The 23,717-nt window shown below is 48.9% G+C and carries 18 protein-coding genes; 11 read left to right on the forward strand and 7 right to left on the reverse strand.

What is annotated here, in order from left to right:
- Positions 1–1,110 (reverse strand): DUF2252 family protein (locus AS151_RS17855; protein ID WP_071518426.1); only part of this gene is annotated, 1,110 nt, incomplete at its 3' end.
- Positions 1,111–1,272: 162 nt separating this feature from the next.
- Positions 1,273–1,815, reverse strand: a complete 543-nt coding sequence (locus AS151_RS17860) for a Uma2 family endonuclease (RefSeq protein WP_071518427.1) — start codon at positions 1,813–1,815, stop codon at positions 1,273–1,275.
- A gap of 153 nt (positions 1,816–1,968) precedes the next feature.
- Between AS151_RS17860 and AS151_RS17865 the strand changes: the two genes are divergently transcribed.
- A complete protein-coding gene (locus AS151_RS17865; protein ID WP_071518428.1) occupies positions 1,969–2,166 on the forward strand; it encodes a hypothetical protein in 198 nt (65 codons plus the stop codon).
- A gap of 145 nt (positions 2,167–2,311) precedes the next feature.
- Here the strand turns inward: AS151_RS17865 and alaS are convergent, their stop codons facing one another.
- Complete coding sequence (gene alaS / locus AS151_RS17870) at positions 2,312–4,942, reverse strand: alanine--tRNA ligase (protein WP_071518429.1); 2,631 nt, start codon at positions 4,940–4,942, stop codon at positions 2,312–2,314.
- Positions 4,943–5,221: 279 nt separating this feature from the next.
- Positions 5,222–6,532, reverse strand: a complete 1,311-nt coding sequence (locus tag AS151_RS17875) for an aminopeptidase P N-terminal domain-containing protein (protein WP_071518430.1) — start codon at positions 6,530–6,532, stop codon at positions 5,222–5,224.
- A 143-nt stretch (positions 6,533–6,675) separates the two neighbouring features.
- On the opposite strand from AS151_RS17875, the gene AS151_RS17880 reads away from it, so the two are divergent.
- The 6 genes from AS151_RS17880 (at position 6,676) to AS151_RS17915 (ending at position 14,270) form a co-directional block, all read left to right on the forward strand.
- Positions 6,676–7,371, forward strand: a complete 696-nt coding sequence (locus AS151_RS17880) for a response regulator transcription factor (RefSeq protein WP_071518431.1) — start codon at positions 6,676–6,678, stop codon at positions 7,369–7,371.
- Positions 7,372–7,540: 169 nt separating this feature from the next.
- Positions 7,541–9,568: a proline--tRNA ligase gene (gene proS, locus AS151_RS17885; protein ID WP_071518432.1), complete on the forward strand. Its 2,028-nt coding sequence runs from the start codon at positions 7,541–7,543 to the stop codon at positions 9,566–9,568.
- 181 nt (positions 9,569–9,749) lie between these two features.
- Positions 9,750–10,517 carry a hypothetical protein gene (locus AS151_RS17890; protein ID WP_071518433.1) on the forward strand — a complete coding sequence of 256 codons (768 nt, stop codon included), beginning with the start codon at positions 9,750–9,752 and terminating at the stop codon, positions 10,515–10,517.
- A 304-nt stretch (positions 10,518–10,821) separates the two neighbouring features.
- Entirely contained in the window at positions 10,822–11,136 is a 315-nt protein-coding gene (trxA, locus tag AS151_RS17895) for a thioredoxin (protein WP_071518434.1), read from the forward strand.
- A 357-nt stretch (positions 11,137–11,493) separates the two neighbouring features.
- Positions 11,494–12,666, forward strand: coding sequence for an LL-diaminopimelate aminotransferase (locus AS151_RS17905; protein ID WP_071518436.1), 1,173 nt, complete (start codon positions 11,494–11,496; stop codon positions 12,664–12,666).
- A 776-nt stretch (positions 12,667–13,442) separates the two neighbouring features.
- A complete protein-coding gene (locus tag AS151_RS17915; protein WP_071518438.1) occupies positions 13,443–14,270 on the forward strand; it encodes an FtsQ-type POTRA domain-containing protein in 828 nt (275 codons plus the stop codon).
- A gap of 1,589 nt (positions 14,271–15,859) precedes the next feature.
- Here the strand turns inward: AS151_RS17915 and AS151_RS21680 are convergent.
- Positions 15,860–16,102, reverse strand: coding sequence for a hypothetical protein (locus AS151_RS21680; protein ID WP_139240751.1), 243 nt, complete (start codon positions 16,100–16,102; stop codon positions 15,860–15,862).
- Between the two features lie 13 nt (positions 16,103–16,115).
- On the opposite strand from AS151_RS21680, the gene ftsZ reads away from it, so the two are divergent.
- The 3 genes from ftsZ (at position 16,116) to AS151_RS17940 (ending at position 19,909) form a co-directional block, all read left to right on the forward strand.
- On the forward strand, positions 16,116–17,408 hold the full coding sequence (gene ftsZ / locus AS151_RS17930; RefSeq protein WP_244533073.1) for a cell division protein FtsZ: 1,293 nt from the start codon (positions 16,116–16,118) through the stop codon (positions 17,406–17,408).
- Positions 17,409–17,422: 14 nt separating this feature from the next.
- Positions 17,423–18,253 carry a bifunctional hydroxymethylpyrimidine kinase/phosphomethylpyrimidine kinase gene (gene thiD / locus AS151_RS17935; protein ID WP_170861445.1) on the forward strand — a complete coding sequence of 277 codons (831 nt, stop codon included), beginning with the start codon at positions 17,423–17,425 and terminating at the stop codon, positions 18,251–18,253.
- Positions 18,254–18,523: 270 nt separating this feature from the next.
- Entirely contained in the window at positions 18,524–19,909 is a 1,386-nt protein-coding gene (locus tag AS151_RS17940; protein WP_139240753.1) for a CHAT domain-containing protein, read from the forward strand.
- 14 nt (positions 19,910–19,923) lie between these two features.
- Here the strand turns inward: AS151_RS17940 and AS151_RS17945 are convergent, their stop codons facing one another.
- Complete coding sequence (locus AS151_RS17945; protein ID WP_071518443.1) at positions 19,924–21,612, reverse strand: GH3 auxin-responsive promoter family protein; 1,689 nt, start codon at positions 21,610–21,612, stop codon at positions 19,924–19,926.
- Positions 21,613–21,706: 94 nt separating this feature from the next.
- Positions 21,707–23,086, reverse strand: coding sequence for a cysteate synthase (locus tag AS151_RS17950; protein WP_084639720.1), 1,380 nt, complete (start codon positions 23,084–23,086; stop codon positions 21,707–21,709).
- A 324-nt stretch (positions 23,087–23,410) separates the two neighbouring features.
- Between AS151_RS17950 and ureA the strand changes: the two genes are divergently transcribed.
- Complete coding sequence (ureA, locus tag AS151_RS17955; protein WP_071518444.1) at positions 23,411–23,713, forward strand: urease subunit gamma; 303 nt, start codon at positions 23,411–23,413, stop codon at positions 23,711–23,713.
- The last annotated feature ends 4 nt before the right edge of the window (positions 23,714–23,717 follow it).

A 23,717-nucleotide genomic window follows, 5' to 3' on the forward strand; every position in this document is an offset into this window, starting at 1 on the left:
CTGACCGGCTACCTCGCGCAACTGTTTCCCTTTTTTAATTTTGTGCGTGGGAAAATCTTCTTTAAAAGGCGATCGCTCCCGTACCGAATATACCCCATCCGGCAAATTCATCCAACCCAAATAGCTGTCTGGATGTTCCGCGATCGCTTGAAACGCCGTAGCATGGCGCATCCCTTCATGCAAAAATACCCGATGGTAGGCTTCCTGTTCCTCTGCATTCATTTGCTGGTAGGCAGCCGGTCGTGCTTGCTTTTTCACATCTAAAATAATATCGTCGTGGGCAGTGGCTTCATCCCCTTCAATGAGAACGTAGTAACGCGGCGTTCCCAAAGACCCAGTACCTGCATAAAGTCGTTTGGCAACATCTTTAATTTGAAAATGACTATCCTCTTCATAAGCCTTATGAGTGCAAATCGTTTGGCGATAGGTATCCAAAGCATCGTAAAACGAACTTTCCGTCTCCGGCGTCACCGCTGTGAGTTTCTGCAAATCGCAATCGAAAACTCGGCAACCTCGTTCGTCAAATGTCGTCCATTTTTCCAGCATTTTCTGGCGGGTTTCCTTTTTTTCCACCTTTTCTAGAAACTCTTGCAACATCCCAGAAGTATTTTCCTTAGTAAAATGAATTTCCCGGTTGTCTTCGTCTGGTGTATAGTGGGTAATCGTCGCCAAATAAGATTTCGCAAACTCTTTCACTGCCTTGGCAATATCTTTTTCATCTAAATTCTTGTTTTCTCTGCCATCCAAAACAATGCTAATCGCCATACGCCACAAATCGTACTGGTAATCTCCCACAATGCCATCGTCAAAATCATCCAACCCGTAGATAACTTCACCGTAGTGGTTGGCAAAAGCACCTAAATTATAAATATGCGCGTCTCCTTGCAACCAAGTTTGGGTAAACGGCGTACCGCCAAACAAACTCAAACGCCAGTCGTTGTAGAAATCTTCCCAAAATAAATAATTCGTTCCTCGATAGAAACCATAGGGAGAAGCCAACATTTTGTCGTATTTGGCTTGACGTGCAGCTTCTGGCAAGTCGCGATCGTTATTGCCAATAGCTGTAATGACTTTGTAGGGACGGTTGTGTAAATTTAAAGATTTATACATAAAAATGAATGTTCAATATTTCTTCTTTGGTTTTCGCTGTACAAAGGGAAAATCGGGAAAATAGGCAATTTTTGTAACAAGGTAATACTATCTTAGCAAATTCCAATATTATTGAAGATAGAGAAACCTACAAATCTTAAGAGCCAGTATCGAAAAAAACATTTATCGTTGTTGAACCATTGCGACAACCGATTCTACAGTGAGTTGCGGTTGAATATTTAAATCTGGCAATGGATCTGTTCTGGAACAAACCATTGGCAGGTCATCTCCTTGCCAAACCCAAATTCGCTCTCTTGTCGTATCGATGAACCAGGCAAGTTGCGTTCCGTTACTGAGGCAGTGCAAAATTTTTGTTTGTAAGGTGATACGACTTTGGTTGCGAGAGCCGATTTCTACCAACCAATCCGGTGCGCCATTGAATGGTTGGTCTTCTGCAGGCAAGCGATCGCGATCGACAATGGCAATATCCGGCACGGGCGAATAAGGTGGTACAATACAGCGTAGTTCTTGTATGGCTTCAAACTGTTCGGTGCGATCGCTGATATAATTAACAAGATTGCGCTGTAGCCGCGAGTGAAACAGAGTTGGCATGGGTTTTTGGACGGCTTTTCCAGCTAGAAATTCCCAAGCTGGCGAAGATTCGATATCGGGTTGAGCTAGAAAATCGGCAAGCGATAGTATGCGAACAGAGGGGTTCGTAGTCATAGCAATACAGCTATAGCATTTTCATCTAGATTGTATACAATGCAATTGTGTAGGGATACTTCGCGAAGCGCCCCTACCGAAATGAAAATTCAAGGTTTCCCTTTTGTTATGTCCATCGTTTCTTTTTGTTGAAAATTTATTCGGAGGAACTGTATGGGAAAGAAAGCCAAGTTAAAGAAACAAAGAAAACAAGCGCAAAAACAAGCTTCTCCCACTACATCCCAAAATTCCAAATCCCACCATTTTATCGACCAATTGGAACGACAAGGCTATTCATGGAAACAACAACAAGAAGCGCCAGATGTGCCGGAGAATAAATGGCAATCTAGGGAAAAAGGTCCGCAGGTTTAGTGTGGGAGCGTACCGAGCGTGGGAGCGTGGGAGTGTGGGAGATAATACTAAGTGCAATTTATATCAATAAACATTGCCCAGCTATAAAAGCTTTGTGGTTCCATATCCCTAAAAAAAGGGTGGGAAGTTCCCCCACCCAAAATGTTTATTGCAAAGATTCTTGAAGTTGCTTTTTCGCTGTTTCTAACGCCTCCGGCAACTTATCTGTTTCGCGACCGCCAGCTTGTGCTACATTGGGACGACCGCCGCCGCCACCACCGCAGATTTTGGCGATGCCGCCGATAAATTTGCCGGCTTGCAGACCTTTTTGGTTGACTTCCTCAGAGAAAGCCGCTACCAAACTTACTTTGCCTTCTGTGGGAACCGAACCCAAAATGACCGCAGCTTTGCCGAGTTTTTGCTGCAAGCGAGTTGCTGCTTGTTTGAGGGATTCGGGGTCGGCTCCTTCTAAGGAGGAAACCAAAACTTGGAAATCGCCGACGGTTTCCGCTTCGTTGGCTAACTGGTCGGATTTGGCGATCGCTAATTCGGCTTTGGTGTCTTCTAGTTCCTCACGGGTTTCCTTCAACTCTTTCTGCAAATTGCTTACCCGAGGCAAAATTTCCTCCGGTTGTGCCTTAAACTGTTCTCCCAGCGATCGCACAATCCCATCGCGAACGTTGAGATATTCCAACACCGCCGGACCGGCAACCGCCTCAATGCGACGCACACCTGAGGAAATCCCGGTTTCCGAGATAATCTTAAACAGACCAATCTCCGCAGTATTCTTTACGTGGGTACCGCCACACAGTTCCATAGACACCCCGGGAACATCAATCACCCGGACCTCGGAACCGTATTTTTCCCCAAACATAGCGATCGCGCCTTTAGCCTTCGCCTCATCAAACGGCATCACCGCCGACTGGGTATCGTGAGCTTCCGCAATCCAGAGATTGATTTGACTTTCAATTTGCTCCAAATCCTCCGATGTAAGCTGGCGCGGACAATTAAAATCAAACCGCAGCCGGTCGAAAGCCACCAACGACCCTGCCTGGGAAACTGATTCGTCTACCAACTTCTTCAACGCTGCTTGCAACAAGTGAGTAGCCGTATGGTGAGCAGCAGCGCGACGGCGGCAGGCGCGGTCGATTTGCGCGTTGACCGTATCTCCCGGTTGCAGGGTTCCTCGTTCTATGCGACCGAAGTGAACGAAAACGTGACCTTCCTGCTGTACATCTTCCACACGAACCACCAAATCCTCGCCGCTGAGGTAACCGCGATCGCCGATTTGACCCCCAGATTCGGCGTAAAATGGCGTTCTGTCCAAAACCACTTGCACTTGGTCGCCAGCAGCCGCTTTCTCCGTAGAACGACCGTCTACCAACACCGCTTCCACTTTGGCATCGTAGGCAAGATGGTCGTAACCAGTAAACTCCGTCGCATGGATTTGGCTGGCTAACTTCTCAATGCTACCTTGTACGGTCAGGTCAATGGTTTCGTGAGCAGCTTGCGATCGCTGTCTTTGTTTTTCCATTTCCGCTTCAAACTGCTCTTGGTTCACCGTCAACCCGTACTCGGCAGCCATTTCCTGGGTCAGTTCTAAGGGAAATCCGTAGGTGTCGTACAGAACAAACGCATCGACACCAGAAATTTCCCCTTGCGACCGTTCGATAACCTCCGCCAGCATCTTCTCGCCGCGTTCCAGAGTTTCCAGAAAGCGGGTTTCTTCGCGACTCAACTCATCTTTAATCGCTCTTTCTCGTTCTCGAACGTGGGGATAAGCACCTTCCGAAAGCGCGATCGCAATTTCTGCTACATCCTCCAGAAAGGGTCGGCTAATGCCAATGGATTTGCCGTGGCGAACCACCCGACGAATCAACCGCCGCAACACGTAGCCGCGACCGATGTTCGATGCGGTTACCCCATCGGCAATCAAGTGAACCACCGCACGTACGTGGTCGCCAATGACTTTCAAAGAAACCCGATTGGCATCGCTGGTGCGATCGTACTGAATTTCTGCAATCTCTGCCGCCTTTTGAATGATGGGGAAGATTAAATCGGTTTCGTAGTTGTTGGGAACCTGTTGCAGGATTTGCGCCATGCGTTCCAATCCCATCCCCGTATCGATGTTTTGTTTTTGCAAAGGCGACAGATGGCCTTCCCCATCCCGGTTGTATTCCATGAAAACCAAATTGTAGAACTCGATAAACCGGGAATCGTCTTCAATGTCAAAATCTTCATCGCCTAAATCGGGATGGAGGTCGTAATATAGTTCCGAACAAGGACCGCAAGGACCAGTGGGACCAGCAGCCCAGAAATTATCCTCTTCTCCCATGCGAATAATGCGTTGGGTAGGCAAGCCAATGTCATCGCGCCAAATAGCAAACGCATCTTCATCGTCTTGATAGACGGTAGCAAACAGACGTTCTTTGGGCAGACCAAACCATTCTGTGGACAATTCCCAAGCCCAAGCGATCGCTTCTTTCTTAAAATAATCGCCAAAGCTAAAATTGCCCAACATTTCAAAAAATGTATGGTGTCTGGCCGTACGACCCACATTTTCGATATCGTTGGTACGGATGCATTTTTGGGAAGTAGTGGCGCGGTCGTATTTCGCCGGTTCCTGTCCCAGAAAAATTGGTTTAAACGGCAGCATCCCGGCGATGGTTAGCAAAACGGTGGGATCGTCGGGAATGAGGGACGCACTTTCGAGGACGTGGTGTCCTTTTTTGGCGTAGAAATCTAGGAATTTTTGTCTGATTTCGTTTCCTGTTAGGAATTGTGGGGAAGCAGGCATGGATTTTCTATAAATAATACCTATCTACAGCGAAAACAAAGACCCTCGGTGGGGGTCCAAACAAAGTTTCTCTGTCCTTTCTATTTTGACATCTTCGGTGTAGGGATGGCTGTCTCTTTTTGGGGAGATTTTTTCCCAGATGGGTTCGGGGCAATGCAGCCTCTGGTTTCCCTTCTCAGCCACGGTAGATGCCACAGAAAAAGCCAGGAAATAGAAAACAAGAAAAAAGGTTGCTCCCGATACAAATCGTTTCTCCCAGGTCGTGCTATCTTAATCGGGTTATTTGGGAACGGCTGCGGTCAAAATTTCGTGACCCTCTGGCGTAACCAAAACATCGTCTTCGATACGAACGCCAATGCCACGAAAGCGATCGCTAACTTCGGGTTGGTCTTCCGCCAGTTCGATATGAGGAGAAATATAAATTCCTGGTTCCACCGTTAGCACTTGATTGGGTTGCAACGTTTGCCAAGAATCATCGCCATATTTATATAAACCCACATCATGGACATCCAACCCCAGCCAATGACCGGTACGATGCATAAAGAAGGGTTTGTATTTTTCCTGTTCGATGAGTTCGTCCACATCTCCCACCAACAATCCTAAATCCACCAAGCCGCTAACAATAACTTGTACGGCAGCATCGTGGTGGAGATTGTAAGCATTACCCGGTTGCACTTGCTCGAAAGCCGCTTGTTGCGCATCTAAAACAATATCGTAAATGGCTTTTTGTTCCGGGGTAAACTCACCGCTAATGGGAAACGTCCTGGTAATATCGGAATTGTAATACCCGTAAGAACAACCGGCGTCAATGAGTAACAAATCCCCAGCTTGCATTTGACGTTGGTTTTCAACGTAGTGAAGAATGCACGCATTTTCCCCAGAAGCCACAATAGAAGGATAAGCCGGACCCAAAGCCCCGTGGCGGCGGAAAATTTGTTCCATATCTGCCTGTACCTGGTATTCGTACATGCCAGGTTGGGCGATATTTTGGGCGTGAATGTGTGCCTCGGCAGCAATATTCGCGGCTTGGCGCATCATGGCAATTTCTGCATCGCTTTTGATCGACCTCATGCCAAAAACAATGGGAGATGGATCTTCCATTGCCATTGGACCTTGACCGCGTTTGGGATATTGCTGCAAGAATCGCTGCCAGAGTTGTAAAATTTTATCGTTAAAATCGCGATCGCGTCCTAAGTGATAGTAAATGCGATCGGCATCTTGTAAATACTGGGGCAGTTTGTCTTCTAATTCGGTAATAGAATAGGCAATATCGGCACCGTAGCGTTCCTGGGCACCTTCTACCCCCACCCGATAGCCGGTCCAGGTTTCTTTCTCTTTATCCCGTGGCTGTACGAATAAAATATACTGATGTTGGTCGTGGTGAGGGGCAAAAACCGCCACCGCATCGGGTTCGTTGAATCCGGTAAAATAGTAAAACGTGCTTTCCTGGCGAAACGGATATTCCACATCCTTGTGCATCACCGCCATAGGCGCACTGCGAAAAATCGCCGTACCGTGGCCAATCTTGGCCATAAATTGTTCCCGTCTGGCGGCGTATTCCGCTGCATCGATGGTGAGTTCGTCAAACATAGTTTCCTACAAAACATGACTATCGATCGATTATAGACATGCAGGTTGTCGTTCGGGAACTGCCGGTTTTGGGTGAAAAATGAATATTCGGACAATAAACTTGATAAATTGAAATAAAGAGGAATTGAAAAAGGAAACAAGGCATGGCCTCGAAAGTATTGCTGGTTGATGACGAACCTGGTTTGCTAGAAGCCGTCCAAGCGTATTTAGAAGACAGCGGCTTGGAAGTGGAAGTAGCTAGCAACGCCAACGAAGGGTGGGAAAAATTGCAACAATCGCCCCCCGATTTGGTGATTTCCGATATTATGATGCCGCAGGTAGACGGCTATCAGTTTCTGCAACAGATTCGCGAAGACCCTCGCTACAAAACCCTGCCTGTGGTATTTTTAACCGCAAGGGGGATGACCGGCGATCGCATTGCTGGCTATCAAGCAGGCATCGATGCTTACATTTCCAAACCCTTTGACCCAGAAGAATTGGTGGCTATGGTGAACAACTTGCTCAGTCGCCGGCAAGTATTGGAAGAAGAAAAAGCCGAATCGGGGGAAAATCTCAACATCACCGAACTCGCCAGTCAAATTGCGGAAATCAAATCGTTGCTAACCCAACGCCACGAAATCTCCCAAACCGCTGCCCCGATTCAGGTAGAACTAACACCACGGGAACAGAGTATTTTGGATTTGGTGGCGAAAGGCATGATGAACAAAGAAATTGCCAAACATTTGGATACTAGCGTCCGCAACGTGGAAAAATACGTCAGTCGCTTGTTTACCAAAACCGGCACCACCAGCCGCACGGAATTGGTTCGCTATGCCCTGGAACATGGGTTAACCAGCTAAAATATCATTGTTTGATGGGAAAACTTACTTGGTGGTTTTTCGGTGGTTTTTCTAAGGTGCGATCGCACTTGGTACGATCGACTCTTGACAAAATCCCCTATCCTCGCACACCCTTAATGTGGTAAACCGATCGCAGACTAAACGCTCGTGGGCTTTGGAGAGGAAAGCGATGCGACTTTCAAAAATGTTATTTGTCACCTTGCGCGAAAATCCTGCAGAAGCGGAAATTCCCAGTCACCAACTCCTGCTTCGAGCCGGTTACATACGTCGCATCGCCAGCGGGGTATTTAGCTATCTGCCGCTGATGTGGCGGGTTTTGCGCAAGGTTTCCCAAATCGTACGCGAGGAAATGGACGCTGCCGGTGCCCAAGAATGTCTGCTGCCGCAGTTACAACCGGCCGATTTGTGGCAGGAATCCGGGCGTTGGGAAACTTACACCCAAACGGAAGGGATTATGTTTTCCCTGGTCGATCGTGCGGAAAGGCAAATGGGATTGGGACCCACTCACGAGGAAGTGATTACTGCGATCGCGCGGGATACCCTACGTTCTTACCGTCAGCTCCCTGTTAATTTATACCAAATTCAAGCGAAGTTCCGCGATGAGATTCGCCCGCGATTTGGTTTGCTGCGGGGTCGGGAATTTGTCATGAAAGATGCTTATTCGTTTAATCCCGACGAAGAAAGTTTGCAGCAGACCTACGAACAAATGTACCAAGCCTACAGCAATATTTTCCGTCGTTGTGGGGTGGCGTTTCGCGTGGTAGAAGCGGATTCCGGTGCCATTGGCGGTTCCCAATCCCACGAATTTATGGTGCTGGCAGAAGCGGGAGAAGACGAAATTCTCTATACGGAAGATGAAAAATATGCCGCTAATATTGAGAAAGCGGTTTCTAAGGTTTCCCCCGCCAAGCGATCGCCGTTTCGTAGCTATGAAAAAGTAGAAACCCCCAACACGGAAACCATTGAAAAAGTTTGTCAAGTGTTGGATTGTTCCCCCAGCAACGTTCTCAAAAACGTTCTCTATCAAGTTCTTTACGATAATGGCAAAACGGTTATCGCCCTGATTGGCATTCGCGGCGACCAAGATATCAATGAAGTAAAGCTGCAAAACGAACTGGGCAAACTGGCATCCCATTATGGTGCTAGTAAGGTTTTAGATATTAAAGTGCCCGATGCCAAAGACCAAGAAGAATGGGCAAGCGAACCTTTGCCTTTGGGGTATATTGCCCCGGATTTATCCGATGACTACATCAGATCTACCGAAAAATTAACCCGCCGCGATTTGAAAGAAATGGGGCTTTCCGACCGGCAAGTGGGCGAGTTGGTACGTGGTTTGCCTTACTATCCCGGCAAAGGGGTGGTGAAAATTTATTCTTCTGCTGACATTCAAGAAGCCATTGAAACCCGTTTGTCGCAGCCGGGTTTGCTACCGGAAACCAGCGAGGAACTGCAAAACGTTCTCAACTTACTGCAAAAGGAAGAGGTATCTTCCAAGTTTTTGCGGCTGGTGGATAAAACCGCTGTCAATATGAAAGATTTTGTTACTGGTGCCAATGAAGTTGGCTATCACGTGGTGGGGGCGAATTGGGGGCAACAGTTTCCCCTGCCAGCCCACGTTATCGACGTTAGGATGGCAAAAGCCGGCGATCGCGCGGTTCACGACCACCAGCAGGTTTTGCACAGTGCCCGCGGTATCGAGGTGGGGCATATTTTCCAGTTGGGAACCAAATATTCCCAAGCCTTGGGGGCTACCTATACCACCAAATCAGGGGAAAATTTGCCGTTGGTGATGGGTTGTTATGGGATTGGGATTTCCCGCTTGGCGCAGGCTTGCATCGAACAGCGCCACGATGACAATGGTATGATGTGGCCGGTGGCGATCGCACCCTACCACGTTTTGATTACCGTTCCGAAAGTTTCCGATTCCCAACAGATGGAAGCCGCCGAACAGCTATACCAACAACTCCATGCTGCCGGTATCGAAACGCTGTTGGATGACCGCGAAGAAAGCCCTGGGGTGAAGTTTAAAGATGCGGATTTGATTGGTATTCCCTATCGCCTGGTGACCGGACGTGCTTTGAAATCTGGCAAGGTAGAATTGGTAGAACGGGAAACGGGCAAGGCGGAAGAAATTCCCCTGGAAAATGTGGTGGAAACCCTCACTTCCCGGATCAACGCAGGGTTGGCGGGAAATTAGAAATATGCTAAACCAGAAGCGATCGTCGTTTGTTATTCCCTTAGGCGATCGCTCCTCCTATTTTTTTCTTTTGTAGAAATTATTAGATTTTCTTATATATTTTAAAAAATTGAAGGAAATGCGATCGCATCTACGAACCATACGCAATTCCAATCACCAAGCAATAACTAGGAAATTGGCCATGTTTCAATTAAAATCAAAAACCATGAAAGATATATATTTCGTGGTTCGACATCCAGAAATTATATTTGGTAAAAGCAAATATTTATTTATTTTTAGCCATATGAGAAGCCGTTCTTCCTTGCTTTCTCATATCTTGGGAAGCAATCCCAGCATTTGTGGTTATCGGGAATTACACAAATCTTATCTCAATACCATGGATTTGGCCAACATGCGCATCCAACTATCCCGAGAGTTAAGCGTCAATATCGACAATAAATATTTGTTAGACAAAATCCTTCATAACAATTGTCTGATTGCTCCAAAAATTTTTAAAATTGCCCAGCCCAAAGTTCTTTTTTTATTAAGAGAACCCCGGGGAACCATTCAAAGCATTACCCACTACATGGGATATTTTCGGAAAAAAAACAAATATCAAAATCCCCAAGAGGGATTGACCTATTATTGCGACCGACTAGCGTGTATTAAAAATTATGCCCAGGAAATGGACTGCGACTCTTTCTTTTTAGATTCCGACGATATCATCAACAATACAGATACAGTTTTAGCAGAATTATCTAACTGGCTGCAGCTTGAGGTTCCCTTAGAGCAAAACTATCAAACTTTTCAAAAAACTGGAAAAGCCGGTCACGGAGATGCCTCACCAGCCATTCAAGCAGGGACCGTGCAAAAAACTTCCCAAAGTTCGGAAATAGAAGTATCTGAAGAAATTGTAAAACAAGGACAAATGTCCTATCAAAGCTGTAAAGAGGCAATTTTAAGGAAATAATTTCGACTTTTGATTTTTATATGGGCAATTATTTATTACGTATAGTATGAGCTTTTCTACAATCAAGAAATCATGGTAACTGGGATAGTGGGGATTTTGGGTTGGCTTGCCAGCAAATGCCAGTGGCGAGCGTATTGGTTTTTTGTCAATTTTCTTTTTTTATGATAACGTGATAAGATTGACCATTGCTTGGCGTGTCTGAGTGGTTTCCAGAAAGTAGGTCCGCCAAGCACCCTCCTATTCTAAAAACTGATAGCTAGCTTTCACAACCCTGCCGGGGAAGCTTCCGTTTTTTTGTTTTGCTATGATTACCATTAACGACAGCGATTTCGAGCAAGAAGTATTAAAAGCCGACCAACCGGTACTCGTCTATTTTTGGGCATCCTGGTGCGGTCCTTGCCGTCTTATGTCTCCGATTATGGAGCAAATTGACAGCGAATACGGCGATCGCCTCAAGGTAGCCAAAATGGAAGTCGATCCCAATCCCAACACCGTCCAAGCTTACCAAATCGAAGGGATTCCAGCTCTCAAGCTCGTGAAAAATTCCGAGGTAGTAGCTTCCTGGGAAGGTGCTATGCCCAAACAGCAAGTGGCCGATTGGCTGGCCTCGAATTTGTAAGCATCGGAGCATCGGGGCATCGGGGCATCGGGGCATCGGAGCATCGGAGCATCGGGGCATCGGGGCATCGGAGCATCGGAGCATCGGAGAAAACAACCAATTATATCTCCCAAGCTCCCACGCTCCCAAGCTCCCACGCTCGGTACGCTCCCACGCTCGGTACGCTCCCACGCTCCCAAGCTCCCACGCTCCCACACTCCCAAGCTCCCAAGCTCCCAAGCTCCCAAGCTCCCACACTCCCACGCTCCCACGCTCCCACGCTCCCAAGCTCCCACGCTCCCAAGCTCCCACGCTCGGTACGCTCCCACTCCCCATCCTCAACTGCGACCAACCACCCTACCCAAACGCAACCCAACCATGCAATTTGCCAAACGGATAGAACCCTTACGCTCGAATGTCTATGCCGACATGGATAACGCCAAAGCTAGGGCGAGAGCTGCCGGCATGGATATTATTGACCTAAGTTTGGGATCGTCCGATCTACCAGCATCCAGTCATGCTACCGAAGCGATCGCGCGATCGCTAGACGATCCCAGCACCCACGGTTACACTTTGTTCCACAGTACCAAAGAATTTCGGGATACCATTGCGCGGTGGTACACCCAAAAATACGGCGTGGAAGTAGACCCGGAAACCGAAATCATGCCGCTGATTGGCTGTCAGGAAGGCACCGGTCACCTACCTTTGGCTTTGCTCGATCCCGGTGATTTTGCCCTATTGCAAGACCCCGGCTATCCTTCCCACTACGGCGGCGTTTATCTAGCCAGCGGTCACGTCTATCCCATGCCGACCTTAGAAGAAAACCAATTTTTGCCCGTGTTGGAGGATATTCCCCAACAAGTCCTCGATCGGGCGAAAATGATGGTGTTGAGCTATCCCCACAATCCCACCACGGGGATTGCCCCCCTCAGTTTTTTTGAAAAGGCGGTACGGTTTTGTCAAGAGCATAACCTGGCTTTGATTCATGATTTTCCTTATGCCGATATGGGCTTTGGGGAAGTGGAAATTCCCTCCATATTGCAAGCCGATCGCGCCAAAAGCGTTTCCATTGAATTTTTCACCATGTCAAAATCCTATAATATGGGGGGATTTCGCGTCGCCTATGCCATTGGCAACCAGGAGCTAATTTTGGCATTGCGGCAAATCAAAGCCGTTATTGATTTTAACCAGTATCGCGGAATTATCAACGGCGCGATCGCAGCTTTAACCGGTCCTCAAGAAATCATTCAAAAGACCGTCGATACCTTCCGGCAGCGTCGCGATGTGTTTGTCAATGCCATGCACCGCATTGGCTGGCAAGTTCCCAAACCTGCCGCCACCATGTACGTCTGGGCAAAATTACCCGAACGTTGGCAAAACGACTCCATGGGATTTACCACCAAAATGGTAGAAAAAGTTGGCGTGGCAGCCGCTGCCGGTTCGGGATACGGACCCAGTGGCGAAGGATACGTGCGATTTGCCTTGGTACAAAATACCGACGTTTTAGAAGAAGCCGTACGCCGAATAGACCGTTTTCTCCAAATCGCATAACCAACATCAAAACGATGGTATCAAACAATGGTTTCGCCTGATGAAGGGGGTCTTTTGAGACCCTCTTTTTTTGTAGCTCGGCTATGAGCAACCAACCGTGCCTGGCAAAACGCAACAATTCCCCATGTAGGCTATACGGTCGTGCGCAAAAAGATATCTATGATTAAATGAAAGAAGATAGCCTCCCGATTTTGGAAATCTGCAGCGATTCCTTGGCAACAGCAGCCCGGACTGCGGTTGTTGGGTAGCTCAAGACACCCAAACGCCCATGAAAGAAGTCAGCCCCCCTAGATGAAGCACGGGGGCTTCATGCCTCCAGCTTCCAGTAGCTGACCAGCCGAAGTCTTAACGAACTGACTACATTTTTCAGGTCATGGCACCTACAAATGCTTTCGGTGTTGGTCGCCCTGCCGTTAACGGTTAAACCGCCCTATCAGGGGGAAGGCAGTACCGTTAGCCCCACCAGCCCTAACAACATGGGCGAGGAAAACATTACCCGTTTGACGGAGATTCCCATGTCAACTTTGGTTTTTGTCCGATCCCATTTCCTGAATAGTCTGCAAGAAATAATAGGAGCATTTTTGTAGGGGCGCAACGCGCGATCGCCCTTACCATAGAAATCGGGGAATCCTCAAAAAATCATTGTTTTTGAGAAATGGGATTAGACACCAACAAGCGGCCACTGGACCCAGCGCATCCGGGGAAAGCTTGGCGACTCCTGGCGCTAAAGCGACAGGGCTTGCAAACGTATCGAAGATTTTCCGTGAGAGGTGAGGATGGCCAGCACTGCGTCAATTCGACAGCGACGACTTATACGCAAGAGAAAAAGACTGCGCGCTCAGCGGCGTCGCCAGTGGTTGCAATCCGGTTGGCGATTGCTGGTATCGATGGGGTTGGCTGCTGGTGTGGTATGGGCAACCACCTTGCCCAATTGGATGGTACAGAAACCGCAACAGCTGCAAATTCGCGGGTTGCGATTGCTCGGTCGGGAAGATATTCGCGAATTAGTCTCTTTGTCGTATCCCCAGTCCATTTTGCGCCTATCGCCAGAAGCGATCGCAGAAAAGATCGAAACCCATCCCCTGATTGCCGAAGCCAACGTATCCCGGGAATTATTTCCCCCTGCCATTGCCATTTGGGTACGCGAACGCCAACCTGTCGCCGTCGCCAAAATCCCCCAATCAACCACCGCCGCCACCGCCGCCTCCGTTTCGCAATCGGTGGGATTGTTGGATGCGGAAGGTCGTTGGTTTCCCCTCAAAGGGATAGCAGCGGATGCAGTGGAACTACCGGAACTAACCACCATTGGGTTCCCAAGCGTTTATCGTGCCCACTGGCAACAAGTATACCAAGCGATCGCCGCGGCACCCTTTACCGTCCGCGAAATTCACTGGCAAAACCCCAACAATATTATCCTCAAAACCGAAATGGGAACCGTTCATTTAGGTCCCTACCAAAAACAGTTCCGCCAGCAACTGCAACAATTAGAACGTTTGCGCCGACTCCCCAAACAAATTCCCGAAGCGCAAATTGCCTATATCGATCTGCGAAATCCGAACGAACCTGCTGTTCAACTAGCTTCTGGGGCATCTACAACCCCATAACTTTGGTTGGGATTTGGAAATCTCCCCACCGGTTCAACAACCCATTAAACAAATTAAACAATTGGCCATTGGTATAAGCAACATCTTAGGGTAGGTTGAAACTCTCACGAATTCTATTCGTGAGATTCTCGTTTCCGCTTCCTTGGGGGTGCCCAGATGGATTCGCTATGAGTTATACAAAATCCGATATTGCTAAACCACAAACATAACCCGAACCGTCCCCCTTTACAAAGAAGACAACAGGGGGTTCTAACCCGCTTGCACGATCGGGGCTTGCCAGTACGGATTTGGTATTACTTCATCCCCGGTGCACAGGGACCCTCGACGAGCATTTTTCCGCTTTAGTGCCTCGGCAAAAATGCTGTCAGCTTGGTTGCACAAACGGTGAGCCAACTTCAAGAATAAAGTCTTTTCGAGATTTGGTTCTACCATTTCTAAAAAATAATGATTGTCTGGAATTTCCAAATCTCCCCGATAGGGGCAGTTCGCGAACCGCTCCTACCAAATGCCCCTATTATTTCTTGTAGACTATTCAGGAAATGGTATTACATGTTCGTATAATTGGGCGATGCGATGTTGAATCAAGTGCCAACCTCTCGAACCGCTGCTTCGGCGTAGCTCAGCCCAAGTTATAGGTGGTTGGGGAACTTTCACATCCGCTGGCACCGGATAAAATGATATACTACCCGCTCGCTCTTTTTAGGAATCGTACCTGCTTAACCACAAAGCCATCACCGAAGGGAACGAGACTTGAAAAACCGTAGTTTCCCCATTTTATGAAATTTCCCCTGCTTTTCTAGATTCTAGTACATTGACTTGATTTTGACGGCGGCTAAAGCCGCAGGGGTTGCTTTTCATCCCGGCTGGGAAAGAGGCAGGGCTTTCAAGCTCCCGTCTTTTTTCGTAATCGCAGAAAATTTGGTAGAAATAGGTCAAGTCCTACCAAAAAAACAATGCCAAAAACGTTCCTGCGGCGTTGAACTGCTACTTCCTAATAGGTTGTCCTGCTGTGCTTTCAGGTGCATCCCCACAAACGCTAGCCCAAGCAGCCAACTCCCCTTGTTGGCAAGGGAAGCGAACCGTATCCCGTGATTCCCTGCATCTATTTGGTTGCCAAGTCAACTTCCCTTATTGTAGAAAAGGAAAGAGTTTGAGAGAGGTCTACGTAAAAATCTCTGCCTATCAAGGTGGGAATACAGCTGACCTCTCTTAAGGCATCGATCGGCAACCAACCCAATACCCATTGGCACTTCATCCATAATACTTTATAGGAAATAAAATGAAAGCAGCCATGTTTTTCGCTGTCCAGAAAAAAGAAGGCCGTAGCTGTAAGGGGTTGGTGTCATGCTGGTGGCGGGGGAAAAAAGCCACTAACAGAGCAGCACGGGGGATTGTCGGATTCTGTAAAGAAAACGGGATTGATACGCTGGTTTATGGGAACAATAAACGCCAAAAAGATGGTATCAATATAGGGAAACAGAACAACCAGGCGTTGGTTCGTATCCCATCCCAAAAGCTATGCCGCCGTCTCCAACAATTATGCTTGAATGGTGGCATTCGGTTGGTAGCGGCGGGAGAATCGTACACCTTCAAAGGTAGGCACCAAGCTGGGGATTGACCTCAGTGGCACGTGCAGGGGCGCTGTGGCGTCGCCCATTAGGGGAAAGCTGACCCAACCAGGGTTTGCCCGACCTCAAGAAGCCTCGCCCTTGGTGGGTGGGGCGTGTCACCGTTGAAACCAGTTGCGACAAAGCCACCACCACAAATGTAGGGGGAACCCCCCGTGGTTCCCCAACCCCCGTGGTTCCCCTTGTTGATTTGTCGCTCGTCAATGAGCGCAGATTTATGCAATTAAAACCTATGAGGCTTCCTAATATAGAAGAAGAAGTACCGATCCTACAAATTCCCAATACCGACGGAGCTGCCAATTCCCCAGCAACATCCGATGCTGCGAATCCCTTTGGCAACTCTGGGTACCATGCGGGCCAATCTCGGGAAAACGGGCAGCCAGGGGTTGAATCCAGGAGTAAAGATATTGTGCCTAGTAACGCAGCCAGAATCAAAGTGATGGGCGTCGGCGGTGGTGGCTGTAACGCCGTCAACCGCATGATCGAGACTGAATTGGGTGGTGTGGAATTTTGGGGAATTAACACCGATGCCCAAGCCCTTTCCAACTCATCAGCCCCCAAACGCTTGCAAATCGGTCAAAAACTGACCCGCGGTTTGGGTGCCGGGGGCAATCCTTCCATCGGTCAAAAAGCTGCCGAGGAATCCCGCGATGAAATTACCAATGCTCTCGATAACTCCGATTTGGTGTTTATCACCGCTGGCATGGGAGGTGGTACCGGTACCGGAGCAGCCCCCATTGTGGCAGAGGTAGCCAAAGAAGTGGGCGCTTTGACCGTGGGTGTGGTCACCAAACCCTTCATGTTTGAAGGCAGACGGCGTTCCAATCAAGCGGAAGAAGGTATTGCCGCTTTGCAAAGTCGCGTGGATACGCTGATCGTGATCCCTAACGATCGCTTGCTTTCGGTAATTACCGAACAAACCCCGGTGCAGGAAGCCTTTCGCTATGCAGACAGCATTTTGGGACAAGGCGTACAGGGGATTTCCGATATTATTACCATTCCGGGTTTGGTAAATGTGGATTTTGCCGACGTGCGCGCGGTGATGGCAGATGCTGGTTCGGCTTTGATGGGCATTGGTGAAGGTTCTGGCAAATCTCGGGCGCGGGAAGCGGCTGTGGCTGCGATTTCTTCGCCTTTGCTAGAGTCTTCTATAGAAGGCGCGCAAGGGGTGGTTCTCAATATTACCGGCGGCAACGATTTGAGCCTGTACGAGGTGAATACGGCTGCGGAAACTATTTACGATGCGGTAGACCCCAATGCCAATATTATTTTTGGCGCGGTAATCGACGATCGCATGCAGGGAGAAGTGCGCATTACCGTGATTGCTACTGGCTTTGATACCGAAGGCAGTGGTGCTGAGGAAGGAAGCGAAACGGTAGAATCATCGCCTTCAGATCGTAAAAGCGATCGCCGTCCCCCCTCCCAACCCTCGCGGGAAACGCCTTTCAAACAGCCAGGCGGCGGTTTGGATATTCCCGAATTCCTGCAACGTAGAAGACCCAATCGATAAATTCTATTCTTTTTATGAGCGAAGTTCCTGTAGCCCTGACGATTGCTGGTTCGGATAGCGGCGGTGGCGCTGGCATTCAAGCCGATTTGCGCACGTTTGCTTTCCATCGCGTTCACGGAACCAGTGCCATTACCTGCGTTACAGCCCAAAATACCTTGGGCGTAGACCGGGTAGATGCGTTGCCTGCCGCTGCTGTTGCTGCCCAATGTCAATCGGTGGTTCGCGATATTGGGGTGCATGCTGCCAAAACCGGTATGCTGCTCAATGACGAAATTATGGTGGCAGTGGCAGAAGAAATTGAAACCTTATCCATTCCCAATTTGGTGGTGGATCCGGTGATGGTTTCCCGTACCGGTGCCAGGCTCATTGATGACGATGCCATTGCCGTTTTGTGCGAATCGTTGATTTCCCAAGCTACCATTGTGACCCCCAACCACTACGAGGCACAACTGCTCAGCGAGTGGGGAATTGATGGCGTGGAGGATATGAAAAGGGCAGCGGAAAAAATTTACGAGCTAGGTGCATCTGCGGTTTTGGTGAAAGGGGGTGGTATGCTCAAAGAGTGCTGGGGAACCGATGTTTGGTTTGATGGCGATCGCATGAAGGTGTTAAAAGCCGATCGCATTGAAACCAAAAATACCCACGGCACTGGCTGTACCCTCTCCGCCGCGATCGCTGCCAACCTGGCTTTGGGCAAACCCCTGTTCAAAGCCGTACAAGCCGCCAAAGACTACACCACCGAAGCCATCCGCCATTCCTTTGATTTGGGAGAAGGTCAAGGCCCCATCGGGCATTTCCTTGGTCTCGACCAGCGAAAATCCCACTCGTCCAAAAAACATCACTAAATCGATGAACCATCCCCACCTGCCGCGTTGGCTAATTCCTTGCTTTTGCTTACCACAAAATCGGCATTTTGTCAAGAAATCTAAACCGATCTCCAAGGGCAGTTTGCCCCACCCCGCATCGAAACCCTAGCCGCGCGCAGTTTGGTCAGCTGCCATCCATCCCCAACCAGGCTTGCAAGAACGAGACATATTGCAAGAAATCATTCAATAGGACCCATCTGCTTTTCAAGAATTATTCCCCCAATTCGTGCAGCGCCCGGAGGTCACATCGTGGCAAGACAACAGCACCGATTCTTAACAAAATCCTTTTTCGGTTTCGTCACCAGCGTTCCCTTGTGGGGCACTCTTTTGAGTGGATGGGCAGTGGCTCAAACCTCCTCTCTACCATCTCATTTTGGCACCTGGGAAATTTCTCCCATGACCCCGCAACAAGTGGCAGCACGCGCTACCGAGTTAGAAAATAATTGGGAAGAGGTTTATGAAAGCTATTTTGAAACCAATTTATCAACCGTCGAAATTACGGGGCAAGAAATTCCCAAAACCTTAGAAAAAATTAGCCAAGCAACGGATAACCAGACAGCCCTGATTTATGTCGATGCTACCCCTTCCCACTTACAAGTATTGGCTTTTGCCCCCGGTCGTTCGCCCAAAGGCTATATTGTGCCCGAAGCCAAGCGCGAATTGGTTTTAGAAACCGTCAAAAACTTGCGCGCCCACATTACCAATCGCCGCCAGCGCCGCAATCAAACTTATATAAATGCAGCTAGCAAACTCCACAATTGGATAATTGGTCCCTTACAGGGTTACTTTCAGGGAGGAGAAAATCATATTTCCATCGATACTTTGCTGTTTTGTATGGGAAGTGGCTTGCGATCGCTTCCTTTATCCGCTTTGCACGACGGCGAACAATTTCTCATCGAACAATACAGTTTGGCCATCATTCCTGCTTTCAACATGATTGACACCCAACCCGATGCTGACAGCAGTGATAGAACCAACGTACTCGCCATGGGCAGGTCGGAATTTGAGGATTTTACCCCATTGCCAGCCGTTCCCATCGAACTGGAAACCGTTCTAACCGGCGATTGGACGGGCAAATCTTTCTTAAATCAAGGATTTACTTTGAACAAACTGCGATCGCAGCTCCAAAATTCCGTTGATATCGTCCATTTAGCCACCCACGCCAGATTTGAAACCGGAGAATTAAAAGATTCCTTTATCCAATTGTGGGATACCCAACTAACGCCCCCAGAATTACGCCAACTACCCTTTGCCGAATTCGCCATCAACCTATTGGTATTGAGCGCCTGTCAGACAGCCTTGGGCGCAGGCAACGCCGAATTGGGATTTGCCGGATTGGCCGTCAACAGCGGCGTACAAACCGCCTTGGCTAGTATTTGGCAAGTAAGCGACGCCGGTACTTTAGCGTTAATGGGCAAATTTTACCAACACTTGCAAGACCATTCCCTCAAAGCCGAAGCCTTACGCCAGGCACAGCTAGATTTACTCAATCAAGCCGTACGCTTGGAAAACGGTTCCCTGCGCGGGGTTCGCGGTGCCGTGGCTTTGCCCCCAGAACTCAACAACTTGCCCAACGAAAACCTTTCCCATCCTTACTATTGGGCGGGATTTGTGACCATCGGCGCTCCTTGGTAAACGGGAAAATGCCATTATTCTTCCAATCGCACTTCTTCCAGAACCGGCAATCCATCCAACCAATTGCGGTCTTCCGTGAGATGGGGGAATTTTAATTGCGATTCGGCAACGCCCTGTTGCAGCATCCGCTGGCGCAACCGTTCAAAACTACCCGGTGCCATAATGCGCAAGCGTGGTAGGGGAATTTGGTCGTGCCGCTTGATGGCATAAAATTTCTGCACCTCTTTCATGACTTCGTCAAACCGTTGCAAAAACTGTTTGGGATGGGATAAATGCGATTGCCGGGAAGCCAGTTCGATATTGACCAAATAGTGTGCGGGTGCAGCATCTTTGCTAAGGGTGATGCAGAAATTTTCTAGGGAAATTTGAAATTCTTCCTGCAAACGACGCATGACTTCCACCACGTGAGCTTCGGTGGTTTTTTCGGTGGAAGATGACATGACGTTGCCTTGGCGATGGAGAAAGGTAAACAGAGGTGCTTGGTTGTAGAAACCAGTAACCTCGATAATATCGCCCAAATCGTAGCGATAGAAACCGCTGTAGTTGCTGAAAACCACGCGATAGCGTTCTCCCACTTGGGCTTCGGTGGGGAGGATGGTTTTGGGAAATTCAGCATCCCATTGGTCTTGGGGAATGAATTCCAAAAAGGTACTTTCCATGGCGGGAAGGCAGGTATCGTCGTTGAGGTCGTGGTGAATGCCCAGAACCCCTTCCGCACAAGAATAAGTTCCGCCGAAAATAGGCGTATCGCCGAAATATTCGGGAAACTTTTGAAAATAAAAGTTGGAAGTACCGCCGCGCGCGGTGACGATAAAAGAAAGGTGGGGCCACGCGTGTTTGGGAGTCAGGTGACCGTATTTTTGGACGATTTGGCGCAATTCGGCAGCTCGTTGGGGGTGGGGAGATAGTTTTGGTTCCAGTCGGCTGCGAATATCTTGGCTGTCACCGTCAATGGGTAGCCAGGAGGCGATGGTACCTTTCTCTAAATCGTCAATTAAAGATTCGCTGTATTCGCTGAGACGATCGCACATTTGTAAGGCTAGCACGGGAAAGGTAGCCCCAATGACCCGCAGTTGGCGGTTGCGCAGGGCAAACAAGAGGCAGGCGTAGTAGCGGGCTGGGGTATCGGCAATTTCAAAGGTTTCAAAGGGATGGGCAAATACCTGCCGGGAGAGTCTATCTGTCAACCGCGCGTCGCTGGTACTGACGGGGGCATAGGGGATGCCGCTGGGGGTGATGCCGTGGGAATTTGCGGAAATGGGATAGAGAAATTCTCCTAAAGGTCGATTTTGACGGGCAGCGGCGGCTACGCCAAATCCGGCGGCGGTGCGGTTGGAACGAGCGAGAACCCGGCGCGATCGCTTGGTGACGGGAATCAGCTTTTTGGTTCCCGTAGAACCGCTGCTGATATTAAAATAAATAAGTGGATCGGCGACGAGAACGTTGGGTTCGCCGTTTGCCATGCGTTGGGTGTAGGGTTCAAATGCCTGATAAGACTGTACGGGAATTCGTTCGCGAAACTGGTCGATGGTTTGGATATCGGCAAAGCCGTACTCGCGCCCAAAAGCCGTATCTTGGTGGGTTTGCAGTAGCGATCGCAAAAACTTTTCTTGTACCTCATCCATGCGATGGGTTTTGCGCAGGAAATTCCATCGAGACCAATAGGCGATCGCTGTGAAAGCCGAAAATGCTAAATTCCTCATAAAACAACCAACCTGTTAACCGCAAAGGCAGAATAGAGACTTGGGCACGAGCGCTATCAAACAGCGAATCATAGGGTCGATTCGCGAATCGATCCTACGCAAAAGGTCGTTCTCTTCCCAAGCGAACGTCAAACCAAGAACCGGAAGTAGGAGACAGCACAAAATCGGCAGACCATGGCTGCCTACCCAACTCTCGCTGCATGCGCTTGATGCCACCGCTGGTAATATTTAACAAAACGCATTCATCCTTATTGACTTTACCAGCTTCTACAGCCTGGATCAACGCTGCCGTTGCTACTCCCGATGCGGCACTAATATCAATTCCTTCCAATCGTTCGAACAACCAGCGAGCGTAGCTACAAGCCTGGTTACCAACAGCATACATATTTCCTCCCGTATCGGTTAGCGCATCGTACAAACCACCAGGCATGGCATAGGCAGGATTGCGATTGGTGAGAACTTGAGCCAAAACTTGCTGAATTTGCGATCGCGCGATCGCTTCCGGTGGCCTATTCAGCGAACGGCTTTGTGCGTGCCAAGCATCTACCATGGGGGTAAAGGGCGCATTTTGTGCCAAATGCAATCTCATGCGTTTTTCTCCAAAGCGACCATCTTCTAGCAACCGCAAATTCGCTTCCCAAGCCGCGATCGCACCTGTTCCCGAACCCACAGCCTGAAAATAGCTATCGGGAATTTCCCCCAACGTCACCGCTGCTTCTAAAACTGTTACCCCCATCCCATCCCGTCGCGCCACATTCAAGACCCCACCTTCCGGGAAAAAACCGTTTTGAGTAGCAATGGAACGAGCAATGGCAATAGCATCGGAGTAGTCGCTGTTGTCAGCAACGGCAACCAAACGAATGGAAGAGGCATTTTGGGGCAACTTGCCGTTGGTACTCCAGATTTGAGACAAACTACTTTCGGGAACCACCAAACAAATGGGGAAATCGAGGGTTTCTCCCACATGGGCAAATGCCCGCCCTGTATTCCCCGCAGAAGCCAACGTCAGCATACGATGGCAATTGGGAGGAATTCTGGCGAGTACGCAAGCCGCTTCTAACTCTTTAAAAGAACCAGTAGCCAGGGCAGCCTGTTTTTCCGGCCAGTAGCCGTTAAAACAGATATAAAGGCGCTCTAAACCCAAATAGGCAGCGAGCTTCTGGCTTTGATAGACAATGGGTTTGCCAGCAACATCTAAAGCACGGTTCACTGGCAACCAATCGATATAGCGGAAAATTCCAGGTAGTTGGGGTTTGACTTGGAGCTGTTTTTGGGAATAGACGGTGCGTAACAAAGATCCGGATTCCCGACAGCGATCGCAATGCAATCGAAACGGATGGGGCGGATATTCGATACCGCAGGAAAGGCAACGGAGGGTGTAGCGATAGGAAGGCGAACGACCGCCGCGATCGCCAGAAACTGGATCGAGCGATACCAGTTCCTGTTGGTTGTGGCTACGGCTACGATGGGACATCTATAAGGGAAAGGGTCAGGGTTTCAAAATGCACGTTTTCCTACTTTACATGTATTTGTTGGTATTCTCGGTGGAAAATTTCCCAATATTTAACAGATGGCTGTATGAAAAGCATGGATTTGCCCGATGAGACAAATAGGCAAATTGTTCTAAAATTTTTCCTTCACAAGGCAACTGCGAAACTCAAACCTTTTGCCTCTGTGCCAAAATGCCGCCTTCTCAAAAAGTTTCTCCTCAGGTATCTACTTGTGGTAAAATTTTTGCAATTTGAAAACCGCACAACCAGCACCAGCAAGTGCCTACGCTTGGTTAACGGCTACTGCTATGCAACTAACGCCCCAAGAAAAAGACAAACTTATGGTATTCACCGCTGCCTTGCTAGCGGAACGACGACTGGCGAAAGGTCTGAAGCTCAACTATCCCGAAGCTGTGGCTTATATTACGGCAGGAATTTTGGAAGGCGCGCGGGAAGGGCGTACGGTGGCCGATTTAATGAGTTATGGCGCTACTTTGCTGACCCGCGATGACGTAATGGAAGGCATCCCGGAAATGCTGCCGGAGGTGCAGGTAGAAGCAACCTTTCCCGACGGTACGAAATTGGTCACCGTTCACAATCCCATTCGATAACTAG

Origin of the sequence: Geitlerinema sp. PCC 9228 (assembly GCF_001870905.1) — a bacterium.
Lineage (GTDB): Bacteria > Cyanobacteriota > Cyanobacteriia > Cyanobacteriales > PCC-9228 > PCC-9228.